Source organism: Mycobacterium sp. 2YAF39 (genome assembly GCF_052114565.1).
In the GTDB taxonomy this organism is placed as follows: Bacteria; Actinomycetota; Actinomycetes; order Mycobacteriales; family Mycobacteriaceae; genus Mycobacterium.
Genome location: NZ_JBFREZ010000035.1, coordinates 1 through 1082, shown reverse-complemented (window position 1 = coordinate 1082; position 1082 = coordinate 1). Strand labels below are relative to the sequence as shown.

Below are 1082 nucleotides of genomic sequence, written 5' to 3'. Positions count from 1 at the left end.
GACCGGACCGGGTTGAGGCGGTCGACCAGCAGCTCGAAGGGCACATCCTGGTGCTCGTAGGCGGCCAGGGCGCGGTGCTGAACGCGCTCCAGTAGATCGGCAACCGTGGGATCACCGGCCAGATCAACCCGCAACACCAACGTGTTGACGAACAATCCCACCAACTCGTCCAGTGCAGGATCACGGCGCCCGGCGATCGGGAACCCAACCGCCACATCAGAACTCGCACTCAGCTTGCCYAGAAGTATCGCCAGCGCCGCCTGCACCACCATGAAACTGGTCGCACCCTGATCCCTGGCCACCCCAGCCASCTGCTGCTCCACCCCCAGATCCCGAACCAGCGGGGTAATCGACCAACCATCAGCAGCGATATGGTGCACAACCGCCACCAGCACATACTCACCATCCGAAACCCGGAAAAGCCGCGCCCGCAACGGAATTTCAGCCGCAAGATCAAACGGATGACGAATCACCGCCTCCACGGCCTGTCCCAACTCACTTGCGGACCAGGCAGTCGCATCGACAATCTGCCAGCCGACATCGACGCATTCGGGCGCGATGACCACCTGCCGGGGAACACCTCCGGTTGCAGCGAACACCGTGCGCAGCGATTCGTGGCGGCTCACCACATCGCCCAGCGCCGCCCCCAACGCCTCAACGTCCAGACGTCCGCCCAGCCGGATAGCCGCCGGAACGTTGTACACCGTTGAGGGGCCAAGCAATTGATCGATGAACCACAACCGGCTTTGCGCGAATGACAGCGGAACCATCGACGGCCGCTGCACGGCCAACAAAGGCGCCAACCGGCCCGCACCCACGTCGACGCGCAGCGCCAGCTGGCCCACCGTGGGTGCCTCGAACACCGTCCGCACCGAAACCCCGGCATCCAGGCCGGTATTGATCGCAGCCACGAGACGCATCGCCGACAACGAATCTCCGCCGAGTTCGAAGAAGGAGTCGTCGATGCCGACCCGTTCGATACCGAGCACGTCGGCGTAGATCCCGGCGAGGATCTCCTCAGTGCGGGTGCTGGGAGCCCGGTAGGCACTGGCGGTGTACTCCGGTGTGGGCAACGCCCGGGT

At 64.5% G+C, this 1082-nt stretch carries 1 protein-coding gene; it reads right to left on the bottom strand.

Annotation, left to right across the window (positions count from 1 at the left end):
* Window positions 1–1082 (bottom strand): condensation domain-containing protein (locus AB4Z42_RS28340; protein WP_442012570.1); only part of this gene is annotated, 1082 nt, incomplete at both ends.